The organism is Rhizobium rhizogenes NBRC 13257, assembly GCF_000696095.1.
In the GTDB taxonomy this organism is placed as follows: Bacteria; Pseudomonadota; Alphaproteobacteria; order Rhizobiales; family Rhizobiaceae; genus Rhizobium; species Rhizobium rhizogenes.
The window spans coordinates 72,021-97,736 of the sequence record NZ_BAYX01000012.1; the positions used below are offsets into that span (position 1 = coordinate 72,021).

The window sequence follows — 25,716 nt, forward strand, 5'->3', positions numbered from 1 at the left end:
CGAGAGAAACCCATCGTTGTCGCGCGCCTTTGGAAGGAGACCTTGAACAGGCGGCGAGATCTACCGTCATTCGTATACCGGCCAGCAAGCTCCGACACCTGTTATCAGTACGATGCGTTGACAGGTTCAAACCTAGCCATCGATCCCTCCGCCAGACAGAAATGCGAGCGGCCAGTGAAAGATAACAGTTGTTGTTCTCCTCCCACGATCATCGACGTCGCTCGGTTGGCCGGTGTGTCACGAGCAACGGCAGCGCGCGTCCTTGGAAATTACGGATCGGCCGGCCCCGATGCTCGCAAGCTCGTTTTGGACGCCGCCGAACAGCTAGCCTATCGACCGAACCAACTTGCCCGTAGTATCGCGACTGGTCGCAGCAAGGCGATCGGCCTCGTTATTCCAGATACAGAGAGTTTTCATTTTGCCCGGGCAATTCGCGCCGTTACGGACATTGCCACCGAAAACGGCTTCGTTGTGTTTCTCGCCACGACAGACGAAGATATCAAACTCGAACGTGATGCAGTTCGCGCTCTGCTGGCCAAACGGGTCGATGGGATGATCGTTTCGCCAGCCTCGAGTATCGACGTCGAGCACCTTGCCGGTGCAAGGGATATGGATTGCCCCATCGTTCTTCTGGATAGGCGAGTACCTCTTCTTAGCGCGGATACGTTTGCGGTGGACAATTTTCGAGCCGCCAATCAGGCGGTGAAATCTCTCATTGAGAGAGGCCATCGACAGGTTGCTCTCGTGTCAAATGCTCCGTCTGACCCACAGCAGAAGGACCTGATTTCATCGGTTAGCGAACGTATCGATGGGTACCGCGCAACGCTACACGATGCCGGAAACCAGATTGCCGGGAACCGGATTATTCGAGGAGGTCGGGGGACCAATAATCTCGCCCGTCTGGTACGCGCGTTATGCGACTCTCCAGACCGTCCTACGGCTTTTCTGGCGACGGACAGTTCGGTGGCCCTCGTCTTAATCAGAGCGCTTCGCGAACTGAACCTGACAATACCAGAAGACGTCTCGCTTGTCTGCTTTGACGATGCCGATTGGACGGCAGCGATAGCGCCTCCTCTGAGTGTCATCTCGCTACCCATCAGGGAGCTTGCATCAGCTGCCACGGCAAATCTTATCGCGCGGATAAAGGGCGACTCTACGGGTCCTGCAAAGGAAACCTTGCTACCGGCGTCACTTATAGACCGCGGCTCGGTGAGAAGTGTTTAGAGGGAGACGATTGTCGAGCGAAGTGGGCGAGATGTCAGAAGCTATTTTTCCTCACGCCAGAGGCCGAGCATTTTTGTCGAAGGGACCGGCTGCCGAACGCGCTCGTCGCATCCGGCAGCCTGCAAGTTCACTCGATTTTCGTGTTTTCGATGCTAAGTCCGGACTGGAAGGTCAGAAAGCCAGGCATGTTTGTAAAACCGGTTACGCCCTTCTTGACGGCGTAGCTCTGTTCGCGCCACATGAAATAGACAAGCGGCGACAGTTCGAGCGCTCTATCGACAAAAGCATCGTAGATTTTCGCTCGTTCGGCCTTGTCGACAGTTGCCCTGCCCTTGTCGAGCAGTTCGTTGATCTGTGGATCGTTGAAATACGGGGAATTGTTGGTCCGGACGAGCTTGTCACCGCCGTAATAGTAGTTGCTCAACCAGTCCGCATCGGTAATTTCACCGAGGCTACCGAGCACGGTGAAATCGTAATCAGCCGCCGTCGCCTTCGCCATGCGGCTTGCCCAATCGGGTAGATCGAGCTTTACCTTGATACCGATCTTGGCCAGCTCTGACTGAATGGCGATCGCCGTATTCTGGTGAAAACTGTATTGCGACGATGCAAGCAGTCGTGCCTCGAAGCCATTCGGATATCCGGCCTTGGCAAGCAGCGCCTTGGCCTTCTCGATGTCATGCGAGAAATAGTTCGCCTTGGCTTCGGAATAGCCCATGTAACCCTTTGGAATGGCAATCCCGTAGATCGGACTGCCCAGGCCGTTGAAGGCGGTATTGATGATGACGCTACGATCGACCGCATAGGCGATCGCCTGGCGAACTTCAGGCTTTGAGAACGGTTCAAACTTGGTATTGAACTGCAGTCCCATGAATGGACCAGTGTTCCTCAAAAGCTCCGTATCAGGCCCTTTCTCGAGATCGGCGGCATCTTTCGCGGGCACGTAGTCGATGATGTCAACGTCTCCGGATTTCAGGGCGTTCACCCGCGTGTTCTCGTCGCTGTAGAAGACATAATGAACCTCGTCGAGATCCGGCTTGCCCTTCTTGTAGTAGCCGGGGAACTTCTTGACGACGATTTCACGGCCGCGCGTCCAACTGACGAACTGGAAAGGGCCAGCGCCGATCGGCGAAGCGGTCGGGTTATCGGCATTCTTTGCCAGCCATGCCGCTGGCACAATGACGGATTCCGGTAGGGCGAGATAGTCGATGAGCGCAACCGACGGGCTCGAAAGGGTCAATTTGACGGTCTTTTCGTCCGGCGTTTCGATCTTAGATATGATCGAAAGTTCGTTGCGGAAGGCGCCCTTTCCTTTCGGGTCGAGAATTCTCTCCAGGGAGGCCTTCACATCCGCGGCAGTAACGGGCGAGCCATCATGGAATGTTGCCTGTCGTAGGTGGAAGGTGAACTCCTTCGCATCGGGGCTGACATCGAAGCTTTCGGCCAGTTCCGGTGAGATTTTGCCATCGATACCATAGTTTACAAGCCCGCGATGGATCGCCAGCTTGACGGTACGGCCTGACGTGCCGGGCTGGACGACCGTATCGAGTGTCGACGGCTCTCCCGAAAGTCCGAAGTAAAGGGTGCCGCCTGCGAGCGCACTCGTGGCGGTCGGCCCCAGAAGGCTCACAGCGAGAGCCATTTGGAGAATTCTCTTCATGTTGTTCCCTTTCTTTGTTGAAGGTGTCAGTTTTCACGGAGTCTCGGGTCGAGGTAATCGCGAAGCGCGTCCCCGAGGACGTTGATGGCGAGAACGGTGAGCGCGAGGCACACGGACGGCCAGACCACATACATCGGATTTTGGCTGAGATAGCCGCGCGCCGTGCCGATCATCTGTCCCCAGGATGGTTCGGGCGGCACGATGCCGAGACCAAGAAAACTCAGTCCGGATTCCAGCAGGATCGCCGCCGCGATCGTCAACGTCGCCTGGACGACCAATGGCGACAGGATATTGGGGAGGATCGCCCGCAACACGACGCGAAGATAACGCGCGCCCATGGCATGTTCGGCTTCGACGAATTCCTGCCTGATCACCTGCAGGGTCGCCGATTGCGCGACGCGAGCAAATTGCGGGATGAAGATGATGCCTATGACCACACTGAGACTGACGACGCCGCTGCGCCAGAAACCGACGGCGAGCAGTGCAAGAAGGATCGCCGGGAAGCTCAACATGATATCGACGCCGCGCATCATGAAGAAGGCGAGAGCCGGCCGACTATAGGCGCCAACGATGCCGCAAGCTGTGCCGCCGATGGCAGCGATGATGGTCGAGACAACAGCCACCAGCATGGTCGGACGAATGCCGATGAGCAAACGCGACAGGATATCGCGTCCGAACTCATCGGTACCGAGCAGAAATTGCGCCGAGCTCGGCTGGTTGACCGAGTTCTGGTTGATGGCGAGCGGATCATGTGGCGCAAGAAACGGCCCGGCCAGTGCGACCGCGAGGACCACTGTCACGACGATCAGGCTGGCTGCGACGAGTGGTCGGCGTAAAAGGAAGGTCTTCTTCATGCGCGTTTCCGGCGAATGCGTGGATCGAGCATGGTGTAGAGGATGTCGACGCACAGATTGATCAGGATGAACAATGCCGCGATGGTCAGGATACTACCCTGGACCAGGGGATAGTTGCGGTTCGAAACGGCCGTGACGAGTAGAGTGCTCAAGCCCGGCCAGTTGAAGAGGGCTTCGACCAGTACCGTGCCACCCATCAGGTTGCCGAGTTGCAGGCCGACGATCGTCACAATCGGGATCGCTGCGTTCCGAAGGACGTGAATCCAGATCACGCGCCGTTCGGGCATTCCCCTTGCCCGCAAAGATCGCACGAAATCACGGCCCAGGATCTCGAGCATCGACGAGCGCGTCATGCGAGCGATCGAAGCTGCTAGCCCGAGGCCGAGGGTGACAGCCGGCAAGGTCAGCTTCTGGAAATGCAGAAATGCGTTTCGGGAAATGTCGGTATAGCCGCTCGAAGGGAGCCATCCGAGCTTGAGGCTAAGAAGTAGGATCAGAAGCGAGCCGAGGATATAGACAGGAACCGAAATCCCAAGGGTCGAGAGCGACGTCAACAGACCGTCGAGAAAACGTCCGCGGCGTAGGGCCGCTGATATACCGACCGGCACGCCGATGATGGCGGCAAGGACGATAGCAGCGCTCGCAAGTTCGATAGTCTTGGGGAGGCTGGACGTCACGTATTCGACAACGGGAACGCCATCAAGGGAGTTCCCGAGATCGCCGGTTGCGGCATTGCCGAGCCACTTGAGATATTGCGCCAGGACGGGCTGGTCGAGACCGAGCTGATGACGCATGGCGGCGACCGTCTCCGGAGAGGGATTGCTCTCGGGTCCCAAGAGCAACAGCACCGGATCGCCGGGCATGATGTACATGATGGAGAAGACGAGGGTCGCAATGACCCAGAGCTGAACCAGTGCGGTAACAAGCCTCGATCCCAGTGTGATGACAAATGTTGATAAGGTCTCCATCAATGCGCCTCCAGAGCGGCTGGCCGGCCAGTGCCGATCTTGGGCACTGCGCTCAGGAGTGTGCGGGTATAGTCCTCTTTGGGATTGTCGAAGACCTCTGCAGCAGGGCCGATTTCGACAATCTTGCCCTTCTGCATCACTGCGATCGTATCGCTAACGTGGCGGACTACGGACATGTCATGCGAGATGAACAGGTAGGTGAGATCGAATTCGTCCTGCAGATCGTGCAGCAGGTTGAGAACTTGCGCCTGAACGGACACATCGAGCGCCGAGACGGCCTCGTCGCAAATGAGAAGCTTTGGGTTGAGAGCCAGAGCGCGAGCGATAACGATCCGCTGGCGTTGGCCGCCAGAAAACTCGTGTGGATAACGGCCCATGGCATCTCGGGGCAAGCCGACCGCATCGAGGAGCCTGGCGACCGCCGCTTCGCGATCGCGTCCCCGCTGGTGGATGTCGATGGGCGCCGCGACAAGATCGGTGACCGTCTGTCGTGGATTGAGCGAGCCATAAGGGTTCTGGAACACGAGCGCAAAGTCGCGCCTGGCAGCACGTAACCGGTCGTGATCAAGGGAAACGAGATCGTGGCCCTCAAACTCGATGGCGCCACTGTCAGGCTGCATCAAGCGCATGACAAGGCGCGAGAGCGTCGATTTCCCACAACCGGACTCACCGACAAGCCCGACTGTCGACCGGGCCGGAATAACCAGACTGACATCGTCGACGGCACGAAAAGGCTTCGGCGCCGAAAGAGCAGTCTCGCGAAGCCAGTACGTTTTCGTCAGATTGCGAATTTCGAGGAGCGTTTCACCCTCAGGCTTTTTCGAAAGGCGCTCCTTCTGTGACGGCCGAACCTCGACTACGCTTGAGATCTGGCCAAGGTCATCCCTGCATATGACTGGAAGGCGGCTTTGTGGCGTGGAGGCCGATGGCATGGAGGCGATCAACGCCTTGGTGTAGGCGCTTCGCGGCGCCCTAAACAGGTCGCCTGTGGAGGCCTGCTCCATCAGGTCACCACGATAGATGACAGCAACGCGGTCAGCGACCTCGTAGATAACACCGAGGTCATGCGTGATCAGCAGAATTGCTGCTCCGATTTCCCGATTGAGATCGCGTAGCAGGGTAAGAACCTGTTTTTGTACCGTAACATCGAGAGCCGTCGTCGGTTCGTCGGCGATGATGACGTCGGGTTTGCAGGCGACCGCCATGGCGATCATAATGCGCTGGCATTGCCCGCCGGACAGTTCATGAGGGTAGGAGCGCATGCAGCGTGCCGGATCGGCGATCCCGACCTTTGCCAGAAGATCCCGCGCACGTTCGCCGGCCTGGCGGCGAGTTATCCGCTCGTGCAGCTGGATTGCCTCGACAATCTGGCTTCCACAGGTAAACACCGGATCGAGCGACGCCATCGGATCCTGAAAAATCATTGAAATGCGTTTGCCGCGCAACTTACGCAAGACGTCGGGACGAGCTGTCAGCAGATCTTCGCCGGCAAACTCGACCCGTCCGCTCGTAACCGTGGCGTTGTGCGGCAGAAGACCCATCGCTGCCAGCGACAGGATAGTTTTTCCACTGCCACTCTCACCCACAAGGCCCAGAATTTCGCCTGATGTCAGTGCAAGTGAGACGCCGTTGACAACGGCCCGTAGGCCGCCATCCGTCCTAAAGGCGATGGAAAGATTATCGATTCTTAGAATTTCCCTACCCGGCATACCGCGATCCGATCTGCGTTTCACTCTCCTTTGTCGAAGAGTCCGTTCCCGTAGTCTTTTGAGCGCTTGTGCACGTATTTTGAGTGATTAAGCCATAAAACGCCAAACTTCGTCAAGTGGATGCTCGCATTTTGGCAATTGTCATTTCAATCGTGGGAGTTTTTGAAGCTTTTTTGGCGATTTCTACCACAATGCACTTGTCAGAAATGAAAAGCCCGCTTACCGTCAAGACAAACGAATTCTCGACCAGACGATGGCGCCCAGGAGATTTGACAATGACGGCACATAGCTCACGCGTAGTACTGATTTCTGGAGCAAGCCGCGGCATCGGGCTCGCAATCGCACGCGAACTCGCCGAGCATGGCTATCGCTTAAGCCTCGGTGCTCGCGACGTCAAAATGCTGGAAACGCAGTTCGGTCCTGAAAACGACCGACTGCACTATGCGCATTTTGATGCCTATGAACCGGCAACTTCGGATCGATGGGTGGCGTCAGCAGCAGAGAAGTTTCAACGGATCGATGCTCTCGTAAACAATGCCGGCCTCGGCGAGCAGGTCTCCCTGATGGACGACAACGACGAGGCGCTCGACCGGCTCTGGGCAGTTAACGTGAAGGCACCCTTGCGCCTCACCCGCCTCTGCATGCCCCACCTCGAGGCTACGGGTGCCGGGCGCATCGTCAACATAGCCTCGCTCTCGGGAAAGCGGGTCAGGAACGCCTTCGTCGGCTATAACATGACGAAGTTCGCCGTGATGGGCCTGACCCATACGACGCGCCAGGTGGCGTGGGAAAAAGGCGTGCGTGCAACGGCGATCTGCCCGAGCTTCGTGCGCACCGAAATGAGTTCCTACACCAATAAGGTCACGCCCGATGAGATGATCCAACCGGAAACGCTGGCCTCACTCGTGCGCACCGCAATCGAACTGCCCAACAATGCTGCAATGGCGGAGATGCTGGTGAACTGCCGGCTCGAAGACACTCTCTAATAAAGCCAGTGAGATAAACCATGTCACGTATTATTCCCGACGCTGTCCCCTCCAATCAGGCCATGCCATCAAAGGTGGATGTCGTCGTGATTGGCGGCGGGATTGTCGGCATCTCGACGGCGTTGGAGCTGGCCGAGCGCGGCGTATCTGTCGCAGTCTGCGAAAAAGGTCTCATTGCGGGCGAGCAATCCGGCCGCAATTGGGGCTGGGTGCGGCAGATGGGCCGCGATGCTTCGGAACTGCCGCTAGCGATAGAGAGCCTTTCGCTTTGGAAGGGCCTCAACGCTCGAATTGGCGAGGAAACTGGATTTCGGCAGACGGGCGTTGCCTATCTTTGTCGCAATGCGCGCCAGGAGGCTGAGTACGAAGCTTGGCTGGTGCATGCGCGCGAATTCGGTCTCGATTCCCGCCTGCTGCGGAGCGAGGAATTGCGCCAGCATCTTCCTGGCATGGCCGATGGCTTTACCGCTGCCCTGCATACGTCCACCGACGGCCGTGCCGAACCGTTCAAGGCTGCGCCGGCGATAGCCCGTGGCGCGATCCGCGCTGGCGCACACGTTATCACGGGATGCGCGGTCCGATCGATAGAACGTTCTGCAGGTGCTGTCAGTGGCGTGGTCACCGAGCGCGGACGCATCGCCTGCTCGTCTGTCGTCCTTGCCGGCGGCGCCTGGTCGCGGCTCTTTAGCGGCAACATTGGCATCGACTTTCCACAGCTCAAGATTCTTGCATCGGTGGCGCGGGCGACGTCTGTTGATGGGGTTCCGGACATGCCCGTTGGCGCCGACAATTTTTCCTTCCGCAGGCGGTCTGACGGTAGCTTCACTATCGCCATGCGAAACGCCAATATCGCTCCGATCGTGCCCGACAGCTTTCGTCTCTTCTCTGATTTCGCACCGACATTGATCAAAAGCTGGCGCGAGCTCAAACTCCGCGTCGGCAGCCGGTTCGTCGACGAATGGCGAACGCCTCGCTCTTGGGCCGCAGACGAAATTTCGCCTTTCGAACATGTGCGCATTCTTGATCCAATGCCATTCGAACGCTTTAACCGGGATGGCTTTGCGCATCTCGTCAAGGCGTTTCCAGCCTTCGCTGACAGCCGTATAACCCAAAGCTGGGCCGGTTTGATCGACGTGACGCCTGATGCGGTCCCAGTCATTGGACCGGCGGGCGGCATTCCCGGGTTCTTTATTGCCAGCGGCTTCTCCGGCCATGGGTTTGGCATTGGGCCTGGTGCTGGAAAGCTCATGGCCGATCTCGTCACCGACGCACAGCCGTGCGTTGACCCCGCTCCGTTCCGCTTCGATCGTTTCAAGAAGACCAAGGCAGCCTGATCCGCTCGCCAAAACCTTGGCCAAAGAGGGTGAAGACATGGCATTGAGAATTGGCGTAGATTCCGGCGGCACGTTCACCGATGTCTGCTTATTCGACGAGGAGACGGGGAAACTCGACATCTGGAAAGTACCGTCGACACCTGATGACCCTTCGCGCGGAATCTCAGATGGTGTTTCGGAAGGGCTTGCGACCGTTGCCAGCACCGCGGCCCATGTGGCTTTCCTCGGCCATGGAACGACGGTCGCCACCAATGCACTCATCGAGTTGAAAGGTGTCGCCACCGGGCTGATTACCACCGACGGCTTTCGTGATCTTCTGGAAATCGGCCGTCAGAAGCGCCCAAGTCTCTATGACATGAACGCCGAAAAGCCGGAAACCCTGGTCAGCCGCGACCGTCGGCAAGAAGTTCCAGAACGCCTCAAATGCGATGGCTCAGAGGACCGCGTGCTCGACGAGGACAAGCTGCGCGCGGCGGTGCGCAAGCTCGCCGAAGAGGACGTCAAAGCAATTGCCGTTTGCTTCCTCTACGGCTTCCTGAATAACGCACATGAGAAGCGCGTGGTCGAGATCCTTCGTGAGGAGATGCCTGACGTCTTCGTCAGCGCCTCACATGAAGTGGCGCCGGAATTTCGAGAATACGAGCGGATGTCCACGACAGTCGTAAATGCCTATCTCGGCCCGGTCATGCAGCGTTACATTGACCGGCTGAAACTTCGCCTGTCGGAACTCGGCGTGCCGGTCGCCCCGCAGCTGACCCAGTCGAACGGCGGCGTCATCGGCTTTGACATGGCAGCCCAGCTCCCAGTCCGCACCGTTCTTTCCGGTCCGAGCACCGGCGTCGTAGCAGCGCAGGCTGTTGGCCGCATGGCGGGCTTCGACAATATCATCACCTTCGACGTGGGCGGCACATCAAGTGACGTCGCACTTCTGCAGGGTGGCGTCTGCAAGCTCACCGGCGAAGCGAACGTACACGGCTACCCGATCAAGGCGCCGATGCTGGATATCCACACGGTCGGAGCCGGCGGCGGTTCGATCGCCTTCGTCGACAGCGGCGGCCTGCTCAAGGTCGGCCCACGCTCAGCCGGAGCGGATCCGGGGCCGGTCTGCTACGGACGGGGCAACACGGAAGCGACCGTGACCGACGCCAACATCGTCCTACAGACGCTCAATCCCGTCGAAATTCTCGGTGGGCGCATGAAGGTGCGCCGCGACCTTGCCATCGAGGCCGTTCAAAGACTGGCCGACCAGCTCGGTCTCGGACTGATGGAGACGGCACAGGGTATCATCTCGGTCGTGACCGCCAATATGGCGAAGGCCATTCGCCTCATCAGCGTGCAGCGCGGTCATGACCCGCGCGACTATGCGCTAATGGCGTTCGGCGGCGCAGGCCCGCTGCATGCTGCCCGCCTTGCCAAAGAACTCGACATGAGCCGCATGATCGTGCCGCTCACCCCCGGCACGCTCTGCGCACTCGGCCTGCTTCTGACCGACCTGCGCTCCGACTTCGCGATCTCGCGGCTAATGAAGGTGAGCCAGGACGCCGTCGAGCCGATGATCAGCGGTTTCGAAGCACTTGAGGCTCAGGCCGATGCCTGGTTCGCCCAGGAGGACATCGAAGCCGGCCGCCGCATCGTCAACCGCACCGCAGATGTGCGCTATGTCGGCCAGAACTATGAACTCCAGGTTTCCGTAACTGCAGGCACTGTCGGTGCCGACACGCTCGATGCCCTGATCAAGGGCTTCGAACAGGCCCATCTGCAGCGGTTCGGGTTCATCGCCGAAGGCGAGCAGATCCAGATCGTCACCCTCCGCCTGGAGGCGGTAGGTGTCGTCAACAAAGCCGAGTTTGTGCCGCAGCCCGACGCTGGCCTGGATTGCCAGGCGGCCGTCATCGGCTCCCGGCAGGTCTACATGGACGAAGCCAAGGACTTCGTCAGCTGCCCCGTCTACACGCGCGAGAAGCTGAAGCCCGGCAACCGCATCGCGGGACCCGCAATCGTAGAGCAGATGGACACCACGACCGTCATCCTTCCGGACATGCAGGCCACGGTCGATCCCTATCTCAACCTCATTCTGGAGGCGCAGTCATGACCAAGATCGACCCGATCACCATAGAAGTCATCGGCAGCGCGCTGACGTCGATCGTAGAAGAAATGGGCGAGGCGCTGGTTCGCGCCAGCTATTCGACCAACATCAAGGAGCGTCGCGATTGCTCGACGGCTTTGTTCGACCGGCATGGCAACACTTTGTGCCAAGCCGAGCATATTCCGATGCACCTCGGCAGCTTTATCGGCATCATCCCACACATCAACAAGCGCTTTGCAGCCGATGACATCAAGCCCGGCGACGTCTTCATCGGCAACGATGCCTATGAAGGCGGCGCTACTCACTTGCCGGACATCGTGCTGGCCGAACCGATCTTCCACGGTCCGACCATGGTTGGGTGGGCAGTGAACACGGCCCACCACGCCGACTTTGCCGATCGGGGACATGCCCATATCTACCAGGAAGGGATACGCCTGCCGCCAGTCCGCCTCTATCGCGAGGGCAAGCTCCAGCAGGACCTGCAGGACGTATTTCTGCTGAACTGCCAGGTTCCTCACGAACGGCTTTCTGACCTTCGCGCGCAGATGTCTGCCAACCGGCTCGGCGTTCAGCGCATGCAGGATCTCTGCAGCAAATACGGCGGCGATAAGGTCTTGGCGGCGGGCGACGCCCTGCAGGATTACGCCGAGCGTAAGATGCGCGCCGGCATCGCGGCAATTCCGGACGGCACCTATAGCTTCACAGACTATTTCGACAGCAACCAATTCGCCGACGTGATGGAGCTGAAGGTCGACATCACCATCAAGGGCGATGCGATGCACTTGGCCTTCGATGCGCCGTCGCAGGTCGCTGCCGGTCTGAACGTCATCTACACCGCCTTACTCGCTACCTGCTACTATGCCGCAAAGGCGGTCATCGATCCGACCATTCTGCCGAATGCCGGTCTGTCGCGGCCGATCAGCGTTGAGGCGCCACACGGATCGTTGCTCAACTGCAAGCACCCCGCGGCTGTTGATGGGCGCATCATCGCCTGCCAGCGGGTTGCCGACCTGGTTCAGGGTGCGCTTGCAAAAGCTCTGCCTGGCAAAGTGACCGCTGCTGGCAACGGCGCTTGCACCGGCGCGCTCTTTACCGGCACGCGCGAGGACGGTTCGCTCTGGGTCTATCTAGAAACGATCGGAGGTGGCGGCGGCGCGCGTCCGACGGCGGATGGGTTGAGCGGTATCCACGTCCACATGACAAACACATCCAACCTTCCCGTCGAAGCACTCGAACTCGAATATCCTTTGACACTGCTGCGCTACGAACTCGCTAACGGTTCAGCAGGGGCCGGCACATGGCGCGGAGGTATGGGTTTGCGACGTGTCTACCGTATCGAGGCAGATTGCCGCTGCGCCGTCGACGGAGCACGCTTTTCTGTCCAACCCTGGGGGCTCGATGGCGGTCTGGAGGCCGCTGGCTCGCATTTCGATTTCGGAAACGGGCAGCAAAATCTTCCGGGAACAGTCCAGTTAAGGGCGGGACAGATCGTTGAGATCGTGACTCCCGGCGGCGGCGGTTATGGCTCACCATCCGGTCGATCTTCGGAGGCTGTTCGCCGCGACATCAAAGAGGAGCGCGTCACCTCCGATTTCGCTGAACGCGTCTACGGCTTCAGTTCGAAGCAGAACCCTCATCGGGCAGTGAGCGCCTAAATATGAGGAACTCCGCCTATTCGTGCCAAACGGAGCTTTGGCACGAATAGCAGTATATCGTTGCGGGCAAATCGCGGCGAAATGGGTGACTACGGAGATCAGCTGCGACCGGCATTGGTGCCCGTATCCTTTATTGTGATCAATAAAGCGGGTCTGATGGAAACAGCTGCGCCGCGCTAATACGCTCTCCAAAAACAATGCCTTTCGCCGCCATCGCATCGACAAGATGAAGTTGACGACCTGGTCGGAATACGAGGCAAGCCTTCGCCGGCGCGGAAAAACTGCTGGTGTAGATAGAGGCAGAAGTGCTGTCGTCGTCGTGGCTGGCACTAAAGCCAACGAACGCGAGGCGGCCAGCGGCGCTATTCAGATCTCGCAATCGTGTCGGCCTGCCGCTGGGCTTGGTGTGCGGTCTACGCCAGCCTGACGGCAGACTTTTTGGCATCGGTACTGGCGTTGATATGATTGGACCCGCGGTTCCCGATCACACAACGCTATAAGCCGCCGGGCAAGGACATGGCGATCGGCTGAAGGCCGGAATGGGCGCTGGTCGAAACCGAATCGGCCGCTACAAATCGATCGCCGACCTCCGACTGCGTGCGCGATCCTTCGACGCGAAGAAGGCCGAGATCACAATTGGTAGCAACGTCTCAATTGCATGCTGTCAGGCTCACGCCCAAAAATTAGTCCGCCGCAAAGGCAACGCAATAGCGGTAGCGTCAAAGACTGCAATCCAGTCATCCCGCGACCTATGCGCCAACCCCAGTTTGATTCAATCAGACGGGAATTGCCGTTCAAAAGTGAAGCAGAACACGGTCGGGATCGGCAACTTGCGTTGCAGCGGCGGCGAAATGTTTGTGTGGCGACCCCTTAGGGATCGCCACATCATTTCATTCAGTAAAGTGGGTTTTTTCCGTCACGATCGGGCCGAGGTTCATTGCGCCCTTGAGGTCGTATCCCCAATCCAGCGACGCCTTGCGATCATAGATCAACCGGCTTTCGACCAGCGGCACAGAGCAGACATTCGCCATGATCTTGCTCTGGGCTTCCTTCCAAAGAGCGACCTGCTTTGCCTGGTCGGTTTCAGCCTTCGCCGCCTTGATTTCTGCGTCGGCAGCCTCGCAATGGGAGAAGTTTGTCACCTGCCCCGGCGCGCCGATCTGACTTGGGCCATAGAAGAATTGAGTCAAATAGACGTCAGCAATCGGGAAGCGTGCTGCGGTGTAGATCACCATCGGGCTCAGGTCCTGACGGATCATCTGGTGATAGGTTGCGTGTTCCACAGGCTTTATTTCAACCTTGATGCCAACTTCAGCAAGTTGAGCCTGAACGATTTGCGCGAAGTTTAGCAGGCCCGGATTTTGGCTGCTGATCAATGGGATCGTCAAGCCGTCGGGGAACCCTGCCTCGGAGAGTAATTCCTTAGCCTTCGTCGGATCATAGCCAAGAATACCGCTATCGGGGTTGAAACCCAGGTTGTTCGAGGGCACTGCCGATGTTGCCGGCTGGGTGAAGTCTTCACCCTGGAACTTCGCGATCTGCGCCTGATCGATTGCATAGCTGATTGCCTGTCGGACTTTAAGGTTATCCAGCGGCGCAATCTTCGTGTTGAGATGCAGTTGCGCCTCTTCGGCGGGAGCAAATACATCCACCGTGACGCCTGGCACCGCCTTCAATCGAGCAACGCTATTCTTATCCTGGACCACAATTGAAGTGTCTACCTCACCAGCCGTGAAAGCGAGGTCGCGAGCAGAAGCTTCCGGCAGGAAGCGCGCTGTGACGGAAGTCAGTTGCGGCTTGCCACGGAAATAATCGTCATTTGCGACAAGTTTGATGCTCTGCCCCGGGGTCACAGTCTCAACCTTGAATGGTCCCGTTCCGAGCAACTTCCCCGCGGATGATTTCACAATGAAGCCACCCCCATAATTTGCCAATACGCCGAGAACAGAGGGAATGGTATGATCGAGCGTGATCTTGACAGTCAGATTGTCGATCTTGTCGACTGATTTGAAGGCTGCATAGTCGCCGGCGAATGCAGAAGTGTCTTTCTTCATCGCCTTGTGGATCGAGAAGACCACGTCTTCCGCGGTCACTTCTGAGCCGTCATGCCATTTTACGCCCGGACGCAGATGGAATGTCCACACCAGTCCGTCCGCCGACGTCTCCCAGCTTTCGGCCAGATCAGGCTCGATCAAAGCAGGATCGGTACTACCAGGCTGGAAACGGACCAAACCGCTGTAGATCCACGACGCAATGGTGCGGTCGGTAGTGTTCGCCGCAAAATGTGGATCAGATTGCGAAATGTCGGCAGCTTCAACGCCAACCACCAGGTCGGTTTTTGGCGCCGCCGAGACTGACGCCGGCAGCGTTGTAATGGCCAGAGCGAGCAGCCCGCCCGCCAATATGCTTTTGATAGTCATTTCATTCTCCCTCTTTCAATTTGGGCTCCCCACCCAGCGGTGCTTGTGTCACCACCGGGACAGTCACTTCGATACAGGCGATGCGACTTCTGTCTCCGTCCGCACAAGATGACCCGGCCCGGCTTCGCGCCAGCGCACGACAGGTGGCGAATAACCGATTGGCCTCATTGGTGAAGGCCGCTTGCCGTCGTCAGGAATCTGTTTACGCGTCCCTCGCAAGTCCGGGTGCGCTATGGGCACAGCCGATAGCAGGCGCTGCGTATAGCCATGCGATGGGCTGCCTATTACTGCTTCGCGCGGTCCGACTTCGACGATTTCGCCGAAATGCATCACAGCCACGCGATGACAAATGCGTTCAACGGCCGCGATATCGTGGCTAATGAAGAGATAGGAGAGTCCAAACTCTTCCTGCAGACCTATCATCAGCTCAATGATCTGCGCTTTGACGGTGACATCCAGTGCCGAGACCGCCTCGTCCGCGATGATTAGTTTAGGCTCCATCGCCAAGGCCCGAGCAATACAAATGCGCTGCCGTTGTCCTCCGGAAAACTCATGCGGATAGCGGTTTGCCACCGATGTCGGCAGGCCGACCCGGGCAAGCAGCGCTTTCATGCGATCGCGCGCCTCGGCTTTGTTGGCAATACGATGAAATATGATCGGCTCCATGATCGCGTTGCCAACCGTCTGCCGACCGTCGAGCGAACCATACGGGTCCTGAAAGATCATCTGCACATCACGGCGAAACGCGGCTCGAGCGGCGCTGGAGGAGTATTCAATAGGCCTCCCCGCAAGTTTAACAGTTCCGGAGTAAATCTTTTCGAGGTTCATGACCGCTCGACCGATCGTCGACTTCCCCGAACCGGACTCACCCACCAAACCCAGCGTTTCACCAGCGCGGATCGACAGCGACACACCTTCCACAGCGTGAATATTCCCTTTGTGGCGTGCCAATAGTCCTGCGCGCACAGCGAAGCGAACTGTCAGATCATCGACTGAAAGCAATTCCCCTTCGCGTGGGGAAGGCAATTGCTTCACCGTATCAGACAGACCTGAAGCGAGTTGGGGTACGGCGGCGATAAGGGATCGCGTATACTCTGCCTCTGCTCCGTCAAAGATCGGCTTTACCGCCCCGTGTTCGATCAAGTCGCCGGACTTCATCACGAGCACATCATCGGCGATCTCTGCGACGACACCCATATCATGAGTGATAAACAGGATCGATACGCCGGTGTCGCGTTGGATTTCCTGCATTAATTCGATGATCTGCGCCTGGATCGTCACGTCGAGCGCCGTCGTCGGTTCGTCGGCTATGAGTAGTGCGGGGTTTGACGCGAGCGCCATGGCAATCATGACCCGCTGGCGCATCCCACCCGAAAAGGTGTGGGGGTAGGCACCGATTCTGCTCTCGACGTCGCGGATGCCGACGCGTTCCATAAGACGGCCCACCTCCTCCATTGCGGCGTTGCCGGTCAGACCACGATGATATCTCACTGCCTCCGCGATTTGATCGCCGACCCGCTGAACCGGATTGAGCGACGTCATAGGCTCTTGGAAAATCATCGAGATTCGCCCGCCGCGGATGTTGCGCATCTCGCGTTCAGACAAACCGAGCAGGTCTGTGCCCTCAAACATAATCCGTCCGCCGACGTCGGCAGTGTTTGGAAGTAGCCTCATCATCGCGAGGGCGGAGACCGACTTCCCGGATCCTGACTCGCCTACGACCGCAAGCGTTTGGCCTCGGCGGATAGTGTAGGACATCGGCTTTAGCGCAGTGAAGCGACCGAACTTCACGCTCAGGTTTTCTATCGACAGTAAGGGCTCGCCGACGGTGGGTTCTAGAATTGTCATCGTGATTCTCCGTCGCGAACTACGCGTAGCCGCGGGTCGATCGCATCGCGCAATCCATCGCCGATCATATTGAAGGCAAGAACGAGGATCAGTATTGCGACGGAAGGCCAGAGGGCGAGGTAAAATGAATTGAGAATGTTCTCAAACCCTTGACGGACCATGCCCCCCCACGTTGGCGCTGGCGGCGCGATTCCGAGCCCAATAAACGCAAGTGAAGCTTCTGTTCGCACCGCCGTCGCCATCCAGATTGACGCCATTACGAGAATCTCGGGGACAATATTCGGTAGGATATGACGAAAGAGAACCCAGGTTTCTGACAGGCCCAAAGCACGCGCGGCTTGGATGAACTCGCGATCACGAACCGAAATCACTGCGGATCTTGCGATACGTGCGAACGCCGGGACGGCCGTAAACGCAATGGCAATGATGATGTTGGTCATCGTCGCGCCGAGCATTGCGACTAGAGCGATACCCAGTATCAGTGACGGAAACGCAAGCACAACATCCATCACCTGCATCAATACAATGTCGATCCTGCCGCCGAAGTTACCAGCGACCATGCCGATCAAAGAACCGACAAACACTGCAAGCGCGGTCGAAAGGATGCCAATTGTCAACGAATACCGAGCGCCGAAGAGCAATCTCGAGAGCGTATCGCGCCCGAAATTATCCGCGCCCAAGAGATACTTCGCATCCGGCGGCGCCAGTTGCGCCAGAATATTCTGTTTAATGGGATCCATTGGCGCGATGAGGGGCGCACATATCGCGGCAAGCACCATGAGAAGCAAGATGGTGCTTCCGACGATGACCGGCATGTTCATCCAGTTGGGCAGTCGGCGGCGCGCATTCATTTTGGAGTCGGCTACGGTCATTTGTATTGTACCCGTGGGTCGAGGAGGCCGTAGGTCAGGTCGGTGATCAAATTGACCAGCACCACAATCAGCGTGTAGATGACGATCAGACCCTGCAGCAGGGTGTAATCCCGCTGGGAGAGGGCCGTGAGGATCAGTTTGCCAAGCCCAGGACGGTTGAAGACGATTTCTGTCAGGACGGAATTGCCAATCAGAATACCGAGATAGAGACCAACAACGGTCGTAATTGGGATCAGGCAGTTTCCGAGTGCATGCCGCCAGACGACGACGCTTCCCGGCGCTCCCTTCGCGCGGGCGGTCCGAACGAAATCCTGATTGAGAACCTCAAGCATCGCCGATCGGGTGACGCGGGTGATGTACGCGAGCATGAACATCGCCAAAGAAACGGTTGGCAAGATCATATTCCGGATGTGCTCGCCGATGGTGTTCCCCCCGGCCCCGGAGATCACCGGAAACCATCTCAGCTTGATTGCGAACACCATCATCAAGACAATCGCGCCTACAAAGGCCGGAGCAGAAAGTCCAATCAGCGAGATGAGGCGCATAGCGTAGTCCGGCATCTTGTTGCGCCTTACTGCAGCCACGACGCCTGCCGGGATCCCGAAAATCAAACCAAGTACTAGGGCGGCGACTGTCAACTCCAGTGTCCACGGAAGCACCGCCACGATCTCCTGGAGGACGGGGCGATTGGTGATCATTGAGCGCCCAAAGTCGCCACCCAAGATCTGGGCCATGAACGTGACATACTGGATGTACATCGGCTGATCGAGACCAAGCCGGATCCGTATCGCGGCTGCAGCCGCTTCGCTTGCCTGTTCGCCAACGATCACCTGTGCGGGATCGCCCGGAATAATGCGGACAAGAACGAACACGCAAGTCAGGACGAGGAACAGGGTCACGAGCGCAAAGCCGACGCGCTTCAAACTGTAAGCGATCATTGCAGGACTTCCTTGGCTGGACGACTGCGATGATTGAGGGACGTTTTCTGCCGCTTTTTTACAGGGCGACAGCTCCGGTCCCGGATCGCCTCTACCACGTCGGCATTCTGCGACCAAAACAAGTTGGCCCCGATGTCAATACAACAACTCGTTTTCGCTCTATCGCCCAACGCGCCCTCCTTTACGGCGTTTGATAAAGCCCACACGCTTCACCAGACACGCAACATGCATTCGATCCCCGGGGCGAACGTTGATCCGTGCCGCTCCCACATTGTTCATTTTGCCGTCGGCCAAACCGCGCCAAATGCGGCAGACCGACAAGCGTGAGAAAATGTGGAGTATTTTGCCACTTCTCCCACGAAATTAATGCGCAATAATGTCATAAGTTCATAAAACGTCAAGTAGACTAAGTCATCAACGAGCGTATTTAATCATATTTGCTCTTATATGACGTTTTTTGATGATATTGGCTTGCGAAAGATAGCTATTGCCGGTAGGTCATTAGCGGTCACTGGACCGACGCCACGAACGGGTGCTGGAGCAGCCCTGAAGCGATCGGCTTTTAACCGTATTTTGGCGGGCTGGTCCTTTTCACATCAATTCAAGTGAGGAAGAAAATGGTCGAGGTTATCAAAGTCAAATCAGGAAGTCTCTACGAGGAAAAGGAAAGCTACTCGCGCATCGTCGCGGTGGACAATTGGATCTACGTGTCCAACACCGCTGGCCGGAACTACAAGACACGCGAAATGTCCACAGATCCGGTTGAGCAGGCTAAACAGTGCTTCAGCAACATCGAGGGCGCGCTGAAATCGGTTGGCGCCAGCCTCGCGGACGTCGTTATGTCCACGGTCTACATTCCAAATCCCGAAGACGCTCCGACCGTCATGGCCTATGTCGGCGAGCGCTTTAGGGGAATCGACCCAGCCCGCACTGTCCTCTGCTCCCCATTGGGGAATACTGATTTCAAGGTGGAAATTGAAGTCACCGCCTATAAAGGCGCGGGCGCTGTCGAGGCGAAATACCTCACCATCACCCTTTGATTTTAAGTCTGAAGGCCGGCTAGTCCGGCCTTCCCCACTTTAAAGAAACCTTTCATCGATCCGATTTCTCGCGTAGTAAACGACCATGGCATTGAGAAAAGCGAGAGCACGCTTGAACGACAAGGATATAGCCCAGGACGAGGATTTTCTTCCTGCAGAACGGCGAGCGAAGATCATGGATTGGTTTTCTGCCAATTCCGTCGCCTCGACGCAGGATCTTGCTCGGCGCTTGAATGCGTCAATTTCGACCATCAGACGGGATCTTGATCTGCTCGCTTCGGAGGGCCTGCTCAAGAGGACGCACGGTGGAGCTGTCCGAACTCGGCAAAACACTACTTATGAACAGCGGACTGAAGAAGCGAAGAACACGTCGGTAGAGGAAAAAAGAGCGATTGCGAAAGCGGCGGCAAGCATCTTGCAGCCGGGGCAGAGTGTCCTGATCGATTCAAAGTCGACCTCACACCATCTGGCGCATGCGATAGCTGAGCTTGGCATCCCGCTGACTGTCATCACCAACGATGTTCAAGTCGCCGCAATTCTCGCTAACAAGGATCCAATTTCAGTCGTGGTGCCCGGCGGGAGTTGCCGGCACGGTGCCTATGTGCTCCTTGGAGAAACAAGCACCAAATTCGTTCGCGAACTGAATTGCGACCATTTCTTCCTCTGCACTCATGCCGTGGATACGACAGGACCGACCGATACCTCATTGGACTTAGTGCAGCTTCAGCGAGCGATGGTCAATGCTGCCATGGAAACGACCTTGATCATCGATAGTAGCAAGTTTGGCAGCCGCAAGATCTACAGCGTCGTCCCAATCGAGCAGATCAAGCGCATCATAACTGATGAGGGACTAGCGGAGGAAGATCGAGAAAAATATTCCGCTCTCGTTGATGATTTGGTGATCGCGCCGTTCCTGGAGGATTTCCTTTCTCAATCGGAGGATTAACAGCAAAACACTTGTCTGCTTTGCCGAGAAAGCACTACCGTGAACATGAAATCTATTTTTAAATTCCGGCGACGCCTGAGACGATAGAGCTCATTCCAACCACACCCTGTCCGCTAAAGAGACCTGTTGTCTGTATCCATCCGGGGAAGCTTCCGATTACCCACATCTGCTGCAGACGAGGTTGCCTCCGATGAATCGTCTGTGATTCTGTCTGTGACGCCGAATCACGGAGGCGTCGTAGATGAGCGAGGATACGGAAGCTGGTGGAGTGGGCTGGCTTGGCGATGAGATCATATCATCGGGTCTGCCAGACAAACGCCTGGCGCGCCGGATGCACCGGCTGCTTGACCAGATAAATGTCAGCGCCTGGTCACCCCATCCCGGCGGCATGTGGTGACTGGGCCGCGACGAAAGCGGCCTACCGGTTCTTTGACAATCCTCGCGTCACAGAGCACGGCGTGGCTGGCCATTTCGCAGCGACCGCCAGGCGCTGCGCAGACAGTGAAGGTCCGATCCTTGTCGTGCAGGACACCACTGAGTTCACTTACAGCCGTACGAGGCTGGGCAAGATCGGCTTCACCAAGACCATTAACGCCGGAGCTTATAAAGCGGGGCGGTCCTACCCGGTAACGTTATGTGGCATGTTGATGCATTCGAGCCTGGCGTTGACACTGGAAGGCACGCCACTTGGGTTGACGGCAGCGAAATTCTGGACACGTACGAAGTACAAGGGAACCTGGACGCTCAAGCGCCATGTCAATCCCACGCGCGTTCCGATCGAGACGAAGGAAAGCTATCGTTGGCTTGAGAATCTGCGCCAGTCCATGGCGCTCATCGACGCACCGGAACGCTGTGTGCATGTGGCCGACCGCGAGAGCGATATCTACGAACTGTTCTGCCTCGCGCAGGATCTCAGCACACGCTTTCTGGTGCGGGTGCAGACCAACCGGTTGGCGACCGAGCCGACGGGCCCTGAGCCGAAACAGGGAGCGCATCGGGTCTTCGCCCAGCTCTCGGCTGCACCTTGGGTCGGATGCCATTGTGTCAAGATCGGCCAGAACGAAATCGCGCACCTACATGTGAAATTTGCCACTATCGAAACCCTGCCACCCAAAGGTAAGCGGAAGCGCTACGCCCCAGCTTCTCACCTACATCCATGCTCTTGAGATCAACCCGCCGGAGGACCGTACGCCGATCGACTGGAAGCTGGTGACCAATCTGCCGGTCGGCGATATCACCGCCGCCATCGAGAAACTTGAATGGTACGCCTTGCGCTGGAAAGTCGAGGTCTTTCACAAGGTGATGAAATCCGGCTGCGGCGCCGAAAAGGCAAGGCTCGAGACCGCAGATCGATTGGCGAAGTTCCTTGCCCTCATTGCGGTGGTCAGCTGGCGGATATTTTTCCTCACCATGTCTGCACGGGAAAAGCCCGAGGCGGAACCGGAGACAATTCTTTACCCCGGCTGAAATCGTGACACTCGACAGCATCGATGCAGCGCGCCCCACGCCGCGCATCCTGCGCAGGACCCTTGCCTCCTATTTGCTCCAGATCGTCATGCTCGGTGGCTATCTCGCTCGTAAGCACGATCCTCCTCCCGGAAACATGGTCGTATGGCGAGGCCTGGCACGCCTCAATGACATCGCCTTCGGCATCTCCACGCAGCTCGCCGACAATGTGGGTAATCGGAAGCCGGGGAAGGCCGCGGGGCTTATGATTTCGCTTCGTCCGCCATGATGCGTTCGATCATTTCTGGATCGCATTGCTCGTCGACGAGGAATTGCCGGACACCGCCATCCCAGGCGCGGATATCGGCGAGAAACTCCTTCAGGCTCTCGACGCCTCGTTCGGTGAAGGTGGTGATGCCCTCTTCGCTTCCATCGTAGGCATGGATCATCTCGCCGTAGTCGATGTTGTCCGAGTTGCTGGCGATTTCCTGGAGAAGTTCGAGGTTCTCGCCGATCAGCCTGGCGACGTAGTCGAGCAGATCAAGGTTATCGAGGCGGCCCGCGACGCCATGCTCACCGCCACACAGGTCGTCTCGCCAGCACCGGCGATGCTGCTCGCCGTGAAAGGCATCGGGTCAGAGTTTGCCGCCGTGCTCTGGTCGGAGGGGCTGTCGCGTCACTTCGACAACCGACGACAGGTTGCCGCTTATGCCGGCCTTGCGCCGACACCCTGGCAGAGTGGCTCGGTTGATCACGACCAGGGGGTCTCGAAATCCGGCAATCCAAGGTTACGAACGACGATGATCCAGATGGCCTGGCTGTGGCTGCGTCATCAACCGCGCGCGGCACTCACCCTCTGGTTTAGGGACCGGGTTAAACAGAACGGCGGCCGTCTCAAGAAGACGACGATCGTCGCGCTCGCCCGCAAGCTGCTCGTCGCACTATGGAAATACGTCAATGCTGGCGTCGTCATCGAGGGCGCGGTCATAAAGACCGTCTGATCGGTTACCCGAACTGAATTCTGCAATCTTCCAGGACCAAATCAGTCCTGGCGGATCCGGGTGGACGAACCGAACTTTTGCTTGGCTCGAAATGAAATGCCGTCTCGTAGAATGGTCTCGTCCTCCTGAGCCCTTGTCCGCCGCAAGCGGGATGTTGGTGCCGCTGTTTCGAACAGCGAACCGTATATAAGTTGGATTTGGCTTGGCAACGAGCCGCGTCGCGCAATCGGGCTCAGACCATGGATGCCGCAATAACCGACGGTGCAAAAAATGTCACCCTGACGACAGTTCCGTATTGACCCTCCTCATATAAGCAGAAGTGAAGCTTTGCCCCGCGTTTAGCCAGCTTCTTGACCATTGCTGCTACCGAAGATGGTTCCGAGGATATGTCGCCCAGAAACCGCACCTCGCCATTGCGCTCGCCTTCGGCAATCGCCACCGAAATCTTCAACTTTGATATGTCTAGGCCGATGAAAGCTGCGTGCTCGCTTGTCATGTCTTCCCTCGCTGGTCGGTAGGTCGCCCTGGCCAATTCCAGAGCCCACACAATCTACAGCGTGGGTGAGCGGCCCTCACCAACGAACATACGGTCTAGTGTTACCACTAGGATTGGCAGTCAGCAGCTCATCATCGCAAGACGGCCTTCACCGTGGGCTTACGAACGAACGTGTGAACTAATGAACTAATGAACTAATGAACTAATGAACTAATGAACTAATTTTCTCGCTTTGTTTTCAGGGCGAAAATAGACATTGCACATCCAAAGGCAGGCACGTACAAACGAATTTATTTAGCCGACAACGGAATATATCCTGTCAGCACTAATATAAGAAATGTCCTGTCAGCACTAATATAAGAAATGTCCTGCTTTGAGCGCAAGTGGCGCCTCTGACATATAAAGTAAGAGACGCCCGTAAATTCGGCGTAAGGAGTTGTTGGATACCGAGGGCTATTTCCGACTCATCAAACGAGCCCCCCGATATCCGACAGCTGAAGATCCTGCCCACTTCGCTGAGCACTTCAGGCAGGTCAGATGACAGCGACGTGCGGGGACAATCCAAAGTGCCGTCCCGGAAGTATGCAGAGGCCGCAACAGGACAGCTGTGCGTGAGCGATTCCTAATGATACGCGGCGATATCACTGCCGAATTTTTTTGTCTGAAAGATTATAGGACCAGCGCTCCATCGAAGAGACGGATCGATGAATCTGAATTCATCAGAGTGTCCTATCTCTAAGCTAAATCATCTAATTAAAAAGACCCCTCAATTTAACACTACGCATAATCGGCGAATGAGAAATATTTACTCAAAAAGAAATGATATTTAACAAACTTTTATTACAAAGCATCTGCCACGGCACAATACATAAGTAAAATACATGCAAACATTATCTTCATGCCATACTAGTGGATCGATTCCTTCATGCACATGACCTCACTTCTCGGCACGTACGCACGATTTGGGCGCTCAATTGCTTCACGAACTAGGTTGGCTATATCATTGGGCTGGATCATGTCATTACTCGAAATAAGGTCAGTCCAGGCACTCATTTCGGTGGCAACAAAGCCCGGGCAGATGTCTATCGCTCGCACTCCGCGGTCCCAACCAACGTGCTGAGTGGTCTTGGTGAGGCCTCCCAATGCATGCTTCGTCATGTTGTAACCGACAAAAGGATTCAGTACCCGCTGCCCTGACATGGAGTTGATGTTAACTACGCGGCCAGATCCGGTTTCACAGAGATATGGTAGGCAGAGCTCTGTCATTCGCAGCGGAGCCACGCAGTTGATGTGCCACTGCCGATGGAACTGCTTATAATCAATATCTTTCTCAAGATTTACGGGTTCTCCACAACCAGCATTGTTAATGAGACCGTCGATCCTTCCGAATTTCTCGACGGCCGCGGTCACCCATGCCGCCATTGTATCGTTATCCTCAGCATCGAAACGGGCATAGTGCAGCCATTCGCTCTGTGGTCCGAAAGCGGATTCGAGGTCTTTCACTCTCCGGGCGCCGAGGCTCATGCGGTACCCGTGCGCAATCAGGTTTTCCGCGATCGCTTTGCCGATGCCGCGGCTTGGACCGCTAATCAAGATCACCGGGCTTTGGTGAATTTCTACAGTCCACTGTGGACACCCGCGTCTGAAATGAAGAACACGTCCGTTGTCCGTATGTTCCTTGGTAAGTTCTACGCCAAGAAGTGCAGCGACAACCCTGAGCACGCCTCCATGGGAAACAAAGAGTGTGTTTTCAGTTTCGGCATGGGCAAGGGCCTTTGCCACACGCATAGAGAACAACTCCGTGTTCTCAGTATCTGGATAATTTTCCTCAAACATCTTCAGTGGCCCATACCCGCCCTCATGCTTGCCAAAGTCACGCTCTTTGAGGTCATCATCAATTTCAAAGCAGAGGCATCCGATGTTAGCGATTACAGCGGTCTGGATTGCGCGTAGAAGCGGCGAACAGACGACACTGCTTATGGGCAGTTTGCGCAGAACGTTGCCGGCGAGGACCGCCTGCCGTTTGCCGGTTTCATTTAGACCGATGTTCGTGCCGGCGCCCTGTACACCCCAATGTTTCTCGCCTTGCACGAATACTTCTTTCTCATTCAAATCGGTTTTGCCGTGGCGAAGGAAATAAAAGTCGCCGACACTGGCTGGTGCTTGGGCAGGGCCGAGGTACTCGAGAGAGATCGGCATTCTAGGATGCGATATCTGAAAGTCTTATTTCGATATA

General features: G+C 56.9%; 21 protein-coding genes and 2 pseudogenes. 12 read left to right on the forward strand and 11 right to left on the reverse strand.

The genetic code is table 11. The features are described from left to right. Window positions 1-174: 174 nt before the first annotated feature. The gene (locus RRH01S_RS24860; protein WP_042475061.1) at window positions 175-1,224 is read left to right on the forward strand and encodes a LacI family DNA-binding transcriptional regulator; all 1,050 of its coding nucleotides are present in this window, start codon (window positions 175-177) and stop codon (window positions 1,222-1,224) included. A gap of 127 nt (window positions 1,225-1,351) precedes the next feature. Here the strand turns inward: RRH01S_RS24860 and RRH01S_RS24865 are convergent, their stop codons facing one another. Genes RRH01S_RS24865 through RRH01S_RS24880 form a run of 4 tightly spaced genes read right to left on the reverse strand, consistent with a single transcriptional unit; the run spans window position 1,352 to window position 6,436 of the window. Then, window positions 1,352-2,863, reverse strand: coding sequence for an ABC transporter substrate-binding protein (locus RRH01S_RS24865; RefSeq protein WP_234711729.1), 1,512 nt, complete (start codon window positions 2,861-2,863; stop codon window positions 1,352-1,354). Window positions 2,864-2,907: 44 nt separating this feature from the next. Beyond that, window positions 2,908-3,735 (reverse strand): ABC transporter permease, encoded by an 828-nt coding sequence (locus RRH01S_RS24870; protein ID WP_042474714.1) that lies wholly within the window; start codon window positions 3,733-3,735, stop codon window positions 2,908-2,910. Beyond that, on the reverse strand, window positions 3,732-4,703 hold the full coding sequence (locus RRH01S_RS24875) for an ABC transporter permease (RefSeq protein WP_015084398.1): 972 nt from the start codon (window positions 4,701-4,703) through the stop codon (window positions 3,732-3,734). The genes RRH01S_RS24870 and RRH01S_RS24875 overlap by 4 nt, the downstream gene beginning before the upstream one ends. After that, the gene (locus RRH01S_RS24880; RefSeq protein ID WP_234711730.1) at window positions 4,703-6,436 is read right to left on the reverse strand and encodes an ABC transporter ATP-binding protein; all 1,734 of its coding nucleotides are present in this window, start codon (window positions 6,434-6,436) and stop codon (window positions 4,703-4,705) included. The genes RRH01S_RS24875 and RRH01S_RS24880 overlap by 1 nt, the downstream gene beginning before the upstream one ends. 251 nt (window positions 6,437-6,687) lie before the next feature. Between RRH01S_RS24880 and RRH01S_RS24885 the strand changes: the two genes are divergently transcribed. Genes RRH01S_RS24885 through RRH01S_RS24900 form a run of 4 tightly spaced genes read left to right on the forward strand, consistent with a single transcriptional unit; the run spans window position 6,688 to window position 12,473 of the window. Continuing rightward, entirely contained in the window at window positions 6,688-7,398 is a 711-nt protein-coding gene (locus RRH01S_RS24885; protein WP_042474719.1) for an SDR family NAD(P)-dependent oxidoreductase, read from the forward strand. A 20-nt stretch (window positions 7,399-7,418) separates the two neighbouring features. Beyond that, window positions 7,419-8,732, forward strand: a complete 1,314-nt coding sequence (locus RRH01S_RS24890) for an NAD(P)/FAD-dependent oxidoreductase (RefSeq protein WP_042474722.1) — start codon at window positions 7,419-7,421, stop codon at window positions 8,730-8,732. Window positions 8,733-8,769: 37 nt separating this feature from the next. Next, the gene (locus tag RRH01S_RS24895) at window positions 8,770-10,824 is read left to right on the forward strand and encodes a hydantoinase/oxoprolinase family protein (protein WP_042474725.1); all 2,055 of its coding nucleotides are present in this window, start codon (window positions 8,770-8,772) and stop codon (window positions 10,822-10,824) included. Continuing rightward, entirely contained in the window at window positions 10,821-12,473 is a 1,653-nt protein-coding gene (locus RRH01S_RS24900) for a hydantoinase B/oxoprolinase family protein (protein ID WP_042474728.1), read from the forward strand. The genes RRH01S_RS24895 and RRH01S_RS24900 overlap by 4 nt, the downstream gene beginning before the upstream one ends. An 890-nt stretch (window positions 12,474-13,363) precedes the next feature. On the opposite strand, the gene RRH01S_RS24905 is transcribed toward RRH01S_RS24900, so the two are convergent. The 4 genes from RRH01S_RS24905 to RRH01S_RS24920 all read right to left on the reverse strand — a co-directional run bounded on the left by RRH01S_RS24905 (window position 13,364) and on the right by RRH01S_RS24920 (window position 18,551). After that, on the reverse strand, window positions 13,364-14,893 hold the full coding sequence (locus RRH01S_RS24905) for an ABC transporter substrate-binding protein (RefSeq protein ID WP_042474731.1): 1,530 nt from the start codon (window positions 14,891-14,893) through the stop codon (window positions 13,364-13,366). 63 nt (window positions 14,894-14,956) lie between these two features. Then, on the reverse strand, window positions 14,957-16,741 hold the full coding sequence (locus RRH01S_RS24910; protein ID WP_042474735.1) for an ABC transporter ATP-binding protein: 1,785 nt from the start codon (window positions 16,739-16,741) through the stop codon (window positions 14,957-14,959). Further along, complete coding sequence (locus RRH01S_RS24915; protein WP_080705461.1) at window positions 16,738-17,613, reverse strand: ABC transporter permease; 876 nt, start codon at window positions 17,611-17,613, stop codon at window positions 16,738-16,740. The genes RRH01S_RS24910 and RRH01S_RS24915 overlap by 4 nt, the downstream gene beginning before the upstream one ends. Then, window positions 17,610-18,551: an ABC transporter permease gene (locus RRH01S_RS24920; protein WP_042474737.1), complete on the reverse strand. Its 942-nt coding sequence runs from the start codon at window positions 18,549-18,551 to the stop codon at window positions 17,610-17,612. Before RRH01S_RS24920 ends, RRH01S_RS24915 begins: the two co-directional genes overlap by 4 nt. A gap of 617 nt (window positions 18,552-19,168) precedes the next feature. On the opposite strand from RRH01S_RS24920, the gene RRH01S_RS24925 reads away from it, so the two are divergent. From RRH01S_RS24925 to RRH01S_RS34885, 6 genes are all read left to right on the forward strand, one after another. After that, window positions 19,169-19,591, forward strand: a complete 423-nt coding sequence (locus tag RRH01S_RS24925; RefSeq protein ID WP_015084383.1) for a RidA family protein — start codon at window positions 19,169-19,171, stop codon at window positions 19,589-19,591. Between the two features lie 112 nt (window positions 19,592-19,703). Then, window positions 19,704-20,537 (forward strand): DeoR/GlpR family DNA-binding transcription regulator, encoded by an 834-nt coding sequence (locus tag RRH01S_RS24930; protein ID WP_052365238.1) that lies wholly within the window; start codon window positions 19,704-19,706, stop codon window positions 20,535-20,537. Between the two features lie 241 nt (window positions 20,538-20,778). Continuing rightward, window positions 20,779-20,934 carry a hypothetical protein gene (locus RRH01S_RS34865; RefSeq protein WP_234711731.1) on the forward strand — a complete coding sequence of 52 codons (156 nt, stop codon included), beginning with the start codon at window positions 20,779-20,781 and terminating at the stop codon, window positions 20,932-20,934. Between the two features lie 124 nt (window positions 20,935-21,058). Further along, entirely contained in the window at window positions 21,059-21,703 is a 645-nt protein-coding gene (locus RRH01S_RS34875) for a hypothetical protein (protein WP_234711747.1), read from the forward strand. A gap of 43 nt (window positions 21,704-21,746) precedes the next feature. Next, complete coding sequence (locus RRH01S_RS34880) at window positions 21,747-22,004, forward strand: transposase (RefSeq protein WP_234711732.1); 258 nt, start codon at window positions 21,747-21,749, stop codon at window positions 22,002-22,004. 4 nt (window positions 22,005-22,008) lie between these two features. Further along, the gene (locus RRH01S_RS34885; RefSeq protein ID WP_234711733.1) at window positions 22,009-22,272 is read left to right on the forward strand and encodes a hypothetical protein; all 264 of its coding nucleotides are present in this window, start codon (window positions 22,009-22,011) and stop codon (window positions 22,270-22,272) included. Here the strand turns inward: RRH01S_RS34885 and RRH01S_RS34890 are convergent. Beyond that, window positions 22,247-22,522, reverse strand: coding sequence for a hypothetical protein (locus tag RRH01S_RS34890; protein WP_042474743.1), 276 nt, complete (start codon window positions 22,520-22,522; stop codon window positions 22,247-22,249). The two genes, RRH01S_RS34885 and RRH01S_RS34890, sit on opposite strands and share 26 nt — an antisense overlap. Between RRH01S_RS34890 and RRH01S_RS24945 the strand changes: the two are divergent. After that, a pseudogene (locus RRH01S_RS24945) lies at window positions 22,511-22,984 on the forward strand (transposase); the annotation flags it as partial. The gene RRH01S_RS34890 and the pseudogene RRH01S_RS24945 overlap by 12 nt on opposite strands. Before the next feature lie 289 nt (window positions 22,985-23,273). Here the strand turns inward: RRH01S_RS24945 and RRH01S_RS24950 are convergent. Together RRH01S_RS24950 and RRH01S_RS33195 are read right to left on the reverse strand one after the other, a co-directional pair. Next, a pseudogene (locus RRH01S_RS24950) lies at window positions 23,274-23,480 on the reverse strand (IS110 family transposase); the annotation flags it as partial. A 906-nt stretch (window positions 23,481-24,386) separates the two neighbouring features. Beyond that, the gene (locus tag RRH01S_RS33195; protein ID WP_052365245.1) at window positions 24,387-25,679 is read right to left on the reverse strand and encodes an SDR family NAD(P)-dependent oxidoreductase; all 1,293 of its coding nucleotides are present in this window, start codon (window positions 25,677-25,679) and stop codon (window positions 24,387-24,389) included. Between the last annotated feature and the right edge of the window lie 37 nt (window positions 25,680-25,716).

Coding starts and splice junctions, on each gene's coding strand:
- RRH01S_RS24905 (WP_042474731.1), bottom strand. CDS start 14,893: ATGACTATCAAAAGCATATTGGCGGGCGGGCTGCTCGCTCTGGCCATT.
- RRH01S_RS24885 (WP_042474719.1), top strand. CDS start 6,688: ATGACGGCACATAGCTCACGCGTAGTACTGATTTCTGGAGCAAGCCGC.
- RRH01S_RS24920 (WP_042474737.1), bottom strand. CDS start 18,551: ATGATCGCTTACAGTTTGAAGCGCGTCGGCTTTGCGCTCGTGACCCTG.
- RRH01S_RS33195 (WP_052365245.1), bottom strand. CDS start 25,679: ATGCCGATCTCTCTCGAGTACCTCGGCCCTGCCCAAGCACCAGCCAGT.
- RRH01S_RS34865 (WP_234711731.1), top strand. CDS start 20,779: ATGAGCGAGGATACGGAAGCTGGTGGAGTGGGCTGGCTTGGCGATGAG.
- RRH01S_RS24895 (WP_042474725.1), top strand. CDS start 8,770: ATGGCATTGAGAATTGGCGTAGATTCCGGCGGCACGTTCACCGATGTC.
- RRH01S_RS24925 (WP_015084383.1), top strand. CDS start 19,169: ATGGTCGAGGTTATCAAAGTCAAATCAGGAAGTCTCTACGAGGAAAAG.
- RRH01S_RS24910 (WP_042474735.1), bottom strand. CDS start 16,741: ATGACAATTCTAGAACCCACCGTCGGCGAGCCCTTACTGTCGATAGAA.
- RRH01S_RS24875 (WP_015084398.1), bottom strand. CDS start 4,703: ATGGAGACCTTATCAACATTTGTCATCACACTGGGATCGAGGCTTGTT.
- RRH01S_RS24870 (WP_042474714.1), bottom strand. CDS start 3,735: ATGAAGAAGACCTTCCTTTTACGCCGACCACTCGTCGCAGCCAGCCTG.
- RRH01S_RS24865 (WP_234711729.1), bottom strand. CDS start 2,863: ATGGCTCTCGCTGTGAGCCTTCTGGGGCCGACCGCCACGAGTGCGCTC.
- RRH01S_RS24915 (WP_080705461.1), bottom strand. CDS start 17,613: ATGACCGTAGCCGACTCCAAAATGAATGCGCGCCGCCGACTGCCCAAC.
- RRH01S_RS24900 (WP_042474728.1), top strand. CDS start 10,821: ATGACCAAGATCGACCCGATCACCATAGAAGTCATCGGCAGCGCGCTG.
- RRH01S_RS24890 (WP_042474722.1), top strand. CDS start 7,419: ATGTCACGTATTATTCCCGACGCTGTCCCCTCCAATCAGGCCATGCCA.